The following is a 7,804-nucleotide window of genomic DNA, read 5'->3' on the forward strand; positions in this document are numbered from 1 at the left end:
AAAAGGCTATATTTTCCTCCTCTTAATCCCCCTGTCGGAGTATGTTCTCCCAACTTTTCAACGGCATCGTCATAATAACCATCATTTAACACAGGACCATTATCACTCGTAAACACAATTAAAGTGTTCTCCAAGATACCTTGTGTTTCCAGTTCTTTTAAAAATTCGCCGATCACCCAATCTGCCTCAACGATTACATCGCCCCTTGGTCCCATACCCGATGCACCTACAAATCTAGGATGTGGCGTTCTTGGCACATGTGGTTGTTGTAAGGCATAATACAGGAAAAACGGAGCGTCTTTATGACTAGCTACGTATGTCTTAGCTTTTTCCAAAAAATGGTCTGCCATATCAATATCGTTCCACTTGGCGGCTTCTCCACCTTTCATATAGCCAATTCTAGGCACACCGTTTACTATACTTTGGTTGTGGCCATGGTGCCATTTCATGGTGGTCAACTCAGGATTATCCTTACCTGTTGGTTCACCTTCAAAATTTTCCTCATAACTGACTGTTATAGGATCGTTAGGGTCTAAATTATCAACCTTGCCATTATCTATATAAACTGTTGGCACCCTGTCTTGCGTGGCAGCTAATATGTACGAATAGTCAAAACCTAATTGATTGGGACCGGGAGTAATTTCTTGGTTCCAGTCTACGTTACCGTTGCCCAGTCCTAAATGCCACTTACCTACGATACCTGTTTGATATCCCTTCTTCTTTAGCATTTTAGGAATTGTGGGTTGATCGGTACCTATTATCAATGGTGCCGTCCCTGGCAATATCGCCGCGTTTACTCGCCATGGATATTTGCCCGTAAGCAATGCATACCTACTAGGCGTACAAGTTGCAGAACTGGCATAACCGGAAGTAAACTTTACACCCTCATTGACCAACCTGTCCATATTCGGTGTTTTTAATTCGGTTGCGCCATAAGCCCCAACATCGCCATAGCCCAAATCATCCAAATAAATGATGACAATATTCGGTTGTTCGTTTTTTGAGGACGGTACTTCTTTTTTTTCTTTCTGCTCACCACAGCTTGTTGCAATAAAGATGGCGATTATACACCCTATTTGTTTTAAAAAACCATTTTTCATACTACTATTATTTGATAGTTTCCTTGTATTCGTTTGACATTTTGTGAAACCCAATTTCTTCCCCAGCCAACATTCTTTGATAATCTTTTGGTCTCTCTTTCTTAACCCATTCTAAAACATCTACAGACTCGGCGTGTACAGGGTTATAAGTATCACCGATCGGTTTAAAGGCTTTGTTATAATCTAAGGTTTGCTGTCTCATTTTTTGTACTACGGCAGCATATTCAACATCCAAAACCAAATTATTCAGTTCAAATGGATCCTTTTCTAAGTCATACAGTTCTTCTGCCGGTTTTAATCCGAAGAAAAGTAATTCATTTTTATTCAATTTACCCTGTTTTTTTAAGCTTCGCATTACGTGTACGGCAGGTCTATAAAATTCTAAATATGCTTGATGGGCATCCCAAGGAATCTCTGGTTTAAAATTTCTGATGTACTTGAATTTGTTGGTCGTTATAGCTTTGCTTTTTTCCGGAATTTCATCCCACAAATCGCGAGATGCAAATACCTCGGTTCGGTCAAAATCTTCATCCAAAAATGATTTTCCGGTCATAAAATCAGGAATTTTAACCTGTGCCAAATCTAAAATGGTTGCCGTTATATCTGTTGAACTTACTATTCGGTCATCTATCTGGCCCTTGTCTATTCCTTTTGGCCATTTTACCAATAACGGAATTCTTAAGCCAGAATCGTGTAAATATCCCTTTCCCCTTATATTACACCTACCATTATCACCTATGAAAAATACTACTGTATTCTCGGCAAGTCCTTTTTGTTCCAGTTCTTTAAAAAGCATTCCAATTTCAGTATCCATATATTCCATCTGATCTAAATACTTGGCCCAATCTAACCTAATTACGGGATCATCCGCCAAATATGGTGGCAGTTCCACATCATTGGGGTTTACAGGATGTTTGGATTTTGCACGGATTTCATCCCACCAATCACCCCTGTGGGTTACGTTCAATGTTATCTGCGAAAAAAATGGTGCATCTTTTGGCAGAAACTCATCGTACTTATCATAAATACCAAAATTTGATTCACCGTCCCAAGTACCAATAGCTGTATGTTTAAAATTCACATCGATCTTTCTTCCTTTTCCACGCACATCTTTATGTCCCAAAATAGTGGTGTAACCCGCATCCCTTAATAATTGCGTAAAGGGAACAAATGGTTTTGGCAATACTACCTCTCTATTGCTACGGTGATTGTGGGTATTACTTTTTTGTTGATGTGTACCCAAAATCATGGCAGATCTACTTGGTGAACAAATAGGGTTGGTCACAAAACAATTATTAAAGCGAATGCCATCTGCCGCCATTTGGTCCAAGTTGGGCGTCTTAACCGCTTTGGTACCATAACACGCCAAATCTAAACTAATATCTTCTGCCATAATCCAAATTATATTAGGCAAATTTTTGCTGTTATCCTGACTCATCAAAAACTGAACAGCACATAAAAGCACACACAAACATCGTATTTTCAACTGCATATGAATTTTACTTTTTATTTAAACATTACTAACATTAATTATATATATCTCAAAGAAATACATATAAAACCTAATAAAAAACAAGGATAACCATTTGTTGTAATCATTAAAACATCTGTTACGAACTTGATTGAACAAAAAACGGAATTTAGCAACTCTTACTTAGACATACCTTTTATAAATCGTTACCATATGAATATGAACAAGTACTTTGTATTACCATTGATCGGTCTATTGATACTGACGGGATGCAAATCTGAATCGAAAAAAAAGAACAATGAAACCGTTGAAACCGAAATACATTTTGAGCCTAATTGGGAATCCATAAAGAAAAATTATAAAGACCCAGAATGGTTTAATGACCAAAAATTTGGAATCTTCATTCATTGGGGCGCATACGCAGTACCGGCATATAGTTCTGAGTGGTACCCTAGAAGAATGTATATGGATACTGCTACATTTTCAGCGCAATTGAACCACCAACAACTTGGTCCAAATGAAGTGTACCTATATCATAAAAAGAAGTATGGCGATCAAAAGGAATTTGGGTACAAAGATTTTATACCCCAGTTTAAAGGTGAAAAGTTCAACGCTGCAGAATGGATAGATATTTTTAAAAAATCTGGCGCTAAATATGTCATACCCGTTGCAGACCACCATGATGGTTTTGCCATGTACAAGTCCAATACCACACGTTGGAATTCAGTAGACATGGGACCTAAAAAGGATATTCTGGGCGAATTATTTAAAGAAGGCCGCAAAGAAGGTCTTATTATGGGCGCTTCTTCCCATTATGCGTTTAATTGGTCCTTCTATAATAAAAAGGACCACTTTGACACTACAGATCCTGAATATGCAGATCTATATTCTGCAAAAGGTAAAGATCTGACCGAACCTGTTTCTGAAGAGTTCAAGAAATTATGGTGGAATAGAACGGTGGATTTAATTGACAATTACCAACCAGATATTTTGTGGTTCGATTTCTATTTAGATATACCTGATTTTAAGGAATACAGACCTAAGCTTGCTGCTTACTACTACAATAAAGGTATAGAATGGGGCAAGGAAGTAGTCATAAACGATAAGAATTTTGATCATGAGGCTTTTCCTGAAGGAACTGTTATCTACGATCTAGAAAGAGGAAAATTGCCAGGTATTAGAAAATTGCCTTGGCAGACCGATACTTCCATAGGTAAAAACTCATGGGGCTATGTTACCAATTGGGAATCTAAAAATACCAATGAACTAGTTGACGATTTAGTCGATATCGTTTCTAAAAATGGAAATCTACTTTTAAACATAGGTCCTAAAGCAGATGGAAGCATTCCAGAAGATCAACAAAAAATACTTTTTGAAATTGGCGATTGGTTAAAAGTAAATGGTGATGCCATTTACAATACCGAATATTGGACCGTTTTTGGTGAAGGACCTACCGAGGTTAAAAAAGGGCACCATTCTGAAGGTGAAAACAAAGGGTTTACGGCTCAAGATATTAGATTCACTAAAAAAGACAATAAGCTTTATGCCATTCTATTGGCCTGGCCAGAAAACAATTCGGTAACCATTGAATCCTTGGCTTTAGGAAACACCAACGCAGAGGGTCTAGATATTAAATCTATTACGTTATTGGGATCAGATAATGAAATTGCATATAAGCAAACCAGCACTGGTCTTGAAATAGCAAACCTTGGAGAAAAGAAAGGTGACCACGCCTTCTGCCTAGAAATTACCCTAGGCGATAAAATTTAGTTTTAAAAATAATTGTTTGTGTTAGTTTTAATTAAATGATGCACCCCTAACGGGGTGCGTTTTTAAACGACCACTTCCATTTGAACATTTACGATAATGAAATATATAACTTGCGAAGAACCCGGCACGTTTACCTTAAAAGATAAAGAAGCACCTGTAGCTAAACCTAATGAAGCTACTCTAAAAATTAAAAGAGTTGGTATATGTGGTACAGACCTGCATGCCTATGCGGGCAATCAAGCTTTTTTTAGCTATCCACGTATTTTAGGTCATGAGCTTGCTGCTGAAATTATTGCCATTGAACCAAATTCAAAAGGGCTTAAACAAGGTGATAAAGTTGTGGTTATGCCCTATATAAGTTGTAATGCTTGTGTAGCTTGCAAGGCCGGAAAAACAAATTGCTGTACCAACATTAAGGTTTTAGGTGTTCATACGGACGGTGGTATGCAAGAAATTATAAACGTGCCTATTGCACTACTACTTCCTGCGAACAATCTAAGTTTAGAGCAAATGGCAATAGTGGAGCCATTGGCCATTGGTGCGCACGCTTTACGTAGGGCACAGATAAAAAAAGGAGAAACCGTTGCGGTTATAGGTTGTGGCCCAATAGGCATAGGCATCATGAAATTAGCACAATTGCAAGGCGCCCAAGTAATTGCCATTGATGTTAATCAACAAAGGTTAAACTATGCCAAAGAAAAAATTGGTGTAGACTATATTGTAAAAGCAGATCATGATGCAATAGCAAAGGTCAATGAAATTACCAATAATGATTTGGCTACAGCAGTTTTTGATGCCTCAGGAAATAAATACGCCCTAGAAAATGGTCCTAATTATATGGCACATGGTGGTCGCTATGTATTGGTAGGATTATCCAAGGAATATTTAACCTTCAATCATCCGGCAATACATGCAAAAGAGACAACCATCATGTGTAGTAGAAATGCCACCTTGGCAGATTTTGAATATGTTATAGATGTAATCGACCAGTTCCCAATTGAATCATTTGTGACACATACCGTAACATATAACGAAATGATAGCCAATTTTGATGCTTGGCTAAAACCTGAAACCGGTGTCATCAAAGCCATGGTCACTTTCTAAATCTGAAATGAAATAGAAATAAACCTATGCGGCCCTATTTCTATTTTTTGAAAGCTTGTAAACGAATTTATGGATAAGACATTTTTACACATTCATCCAAAAGATAATATACTAGTTGCCTTACAGGATATTCCTGAAGGTACGAATATTCAACATGATGATATTGCGGTTCGTATTTCTAAGAAAATAAAGGCGAAACATAAGTTTACGTTTACCGATTTGGAAAAAGATACTTTGGTCTATATGTACGGTTCTATTGTAGGCAAAGCGGTTGTGCCTATTAAAAAAGGAGAGGCTATTACCACTGAAAATTTAGTACATGCAGCATCTAACTATCAAATAGAAAACCAACAATGGAACTTTACCCCTCCAAATATTGATGCTTTTAAAGACCGGACATTTATGGGCTACCATAGAAAAAATGGTAGTGTTGGCACATCTAACTATTGGCTGGTAATCCCTTTGGTCTTTTGCGAGAATAGAAATGTTGAAGTATTGAAGACAGCGCTTTTAAAACCATTGGGTTACAAATCGTCCAGTGATGACATTATTTCTACGGAGACACTAATACAGCATTATAGAAATCGCTCTAGCAAGGAAGAATTTTTACAAAGCAACATCACAAAGCCCTTAATACCGAATGCAGATGAACAGGTTTTCCCAAATGTGGACGGTATAAAGTTTTTAACACATGATGGTGGTTGCGGCGGCATTAGACAAGATAGCGATACGCTTTGCAATTTACTAGCCGGCTATATTACCAACCCCAATGTAGCAGGTGCTACCGTATTAAGTCTTGGTTGCCAAAATGCGCAGATTCCTATACTAGAAGATGCCATTAATAAAAGGGATGCTCAGTTTTCTAAACCACTTGTCATACTAGAACAACAACAAAGTAAAAGCGAACAACATTTTATTGAAGATGCAGTTAAACAAACCTTTTTAGGTTTAATAGAGGCCAATAAAACCAAACGTGCTCCGGCACCACTGAACAAACTGACCCTAGGGCTGGAGTGTGGTGGATCTGACGGATTTTCAGGTATCTCTGCCAACCCCGCACTAGGTCATGTTTCAGATATGTTGGTGGCACTTGGCGCATCTACGGTTCTTGCTGAATTTCCTGAGCTCAATGGTGTTGAACAGGAACTTCTGAATAGATGTGAGTCTAAAGAAAACGCAAAAAAATTTGCGACACTAATGCAAACCTATGCCAAACGTGCCGAGGAAGTGGGTTCAGGTTTTGAAAACAATCCTTCACCCGGTAATATAAAAGACGGACTCATTACGGACGCAATGAAGTCCGCCGGAGCGGCAAAAAAAGGTGGTACTTCTACAATTACCGATGTGCTTGATTATACCGAACCGGTCACGAAAAAAGGCTTGAATTTACTCTGTACTCCTGGTAACGATGTAGAAAGTACGACGGGACTTGCAGGTTCTGGCTGTACTATTATTTGCTTTACTACGGGGTTAGGTACCCCTACCGGCAACCCCATTGCCCCTACCATTAAAATAGCAAGTAATACGCAACTCAGCGAGCGTATGGCAGATATCATTGACTTTAACACTGGTGGCATTATAGAGGCTACGGCAACTATAGAAAGTAAAGGTGAAGAGCTTCTAGAATACATCATTGCCGTGGCAAGCGGAGAAAAAATACCTAACGCAGTACGTTTGGGACAAGACGATTTTATTCCTTGGAAAAGAGGAATATCACTATAACAAAACATATGGAAATTTTAAACAGTAATGCCATAACCGATCGTAAATCATTACCCATAAAAGTAATGCAATTTGGAGGCGGTAATTTTCTAAGGGCATTTGTAGATATTAGTATTCAAAAAATAAACAACACCACTACCTTCAATGCCGGTGTTGCCGTAATTAAACCCACTGCACGTGGTGACTATCAAAAGCTAAAATCACAAGATGGTTTGTTCTCCGTGCAATTAGAAGGATATGAGAACAATATTTTTGTACAAGATTTAACCGTTGTTGATTGCATTCAAAAAGTTATCAATCCTTATTCTGAATGGCAAAAGTATATTGACCTTTCAAAGACTCCTAAACTGCGATTTATTATATCGAACACTACGGAAGCGGGTATCGTTTTTAATTCCAATGATGCCTTTGACCATACACCACCCAAAGAGTTTCCGGCAAAACTTACCGTTTGGCTATTTCATAGGTTTACACACTTTGATGGCGCTTTGGATAAAGGATGCATTCTTTTACCTGTTGAACTTATTGATAAAAATGGGGAAGCATTAAAACAATGTATTTTACAATACGCAGATCACTGGTCTTTGAGCGATGCATTTAAAAACTGGATTTCTGAAGCATGCATATTTTACAATAC

Annotated in this window: 5 protein-coding genes and 1 pseudogene; 4 read left to right on the forward strand and 2 right to left on the reverse strand. The window is 38.0% G+C overall.

The annotated features are described in order from the left end of the window. The coding region (locus QZ657_RS16880) for a sulfatase-like hydrolase/transferase (RefSeq protein ID WP_291968204.1) at nt 1-1,100 on the reverse strand (1,100 nt) is incomplete at its 3' end. 7 nt (nt 1,101-1,107) lie between these two features. Continuing rightward, a complete protein-coding gene (locus tag QZ657_RS16885) occupies nt 1,108-2,592 on the reverse strand; it encodes a sulfatase-like hydrolase/transferase (RefSeq protein WP_366934183.1) in 1,485 nt (494 codons plus the stop codon). A 198-nt stretch (nt 2,593-2,790) separates the two neighbouring features. Between QZ657_RS16885 and QZ657_RS16890 the strand changes: the two genes are divergently transcribed. The 4 genes and pseudogenes from QZ657_RS16890 to QZ657_RS16905 form a co-directional block, all read left to right on the forward strand. Further along, nucleotides 2,791-4,341 (forward strand): alpha-L-fucosidase, encoded by a 1,551-nt coding sequence (locus QZ657_RS16890; protein WP_412759696.1) that lies wholly within the window; start codon nt 2,791-2,793, stop codon nt 4,339-4,341. A 96-nt stretch (nt 4,342-4,437) separates the two neighbouring features. After that, the gene (locus tag QZ657_RS16895; RefSeq protein WP_291968206.1) at nt 4,438-5,445 is read left to right on the forward strand and encodes a zinc-binding alcohol dehydrogenase family protein; all 1,008 of its coding nucleotides are present in this window, start codon (nt 4,438-4,440) and stop codon (nt 5,443-5,445) included. Between the two features lie 69 nt (nt 5,446-5,514). Then, entirely contained in the window at nt 5,515-7,167 is a 1,653-nt protein-coding gene (locus QZ657_RS16900; protein ID WP_291968207.1) for a UxaA family hydrolase, read from the forward strand. 8 nt (nt 7,168-7,175) lie between these two features. After that, a pseudogene (locus QZ657_RS16905) lies at nt 7,176-7,804 on the forward strand (tagaturonate reductase); the annotation flags it as partial.

The sequence above is a fragment of the Maribacter sp. genome, assembly GCA_020629415.1.
Lineage (GTDB): Bacteria > Bacteroidota > Bacteroidia > Flavobacteriales > Flavobacteriaceae > Maribacter > Maribacter huludaoensis.

Coding starts and splice junctions, on each gene's coding strand:
- QZ657_RS16895 (WP_291968206.1), top strand. CDS start 4,438: ATGAAATATATAACTTGCGAAGAACCCGGCACGTTTACCTTAAAAGAT.
- QZ657_RS16900 (WP_291968207.1), top strand. CDS start 5,515: ATGGATAAGACATTTTTACACATTCATCCAAAAGATAATATACTAGTT.
- QZ657_RS16890 (WP_412759696.1), top strand. CDS start 2,791: ATGAACAAGTACTTTGTATTACCATTGATCGGTCTATTGATACTGACG.
- QZ657_RS16885 (WP_366934183.1), bottom strand. CDS start 2,592: ATGCAGTTGAAAATACGATGTTTGTGTGTGCTTTTATGTGCTGTTCAG.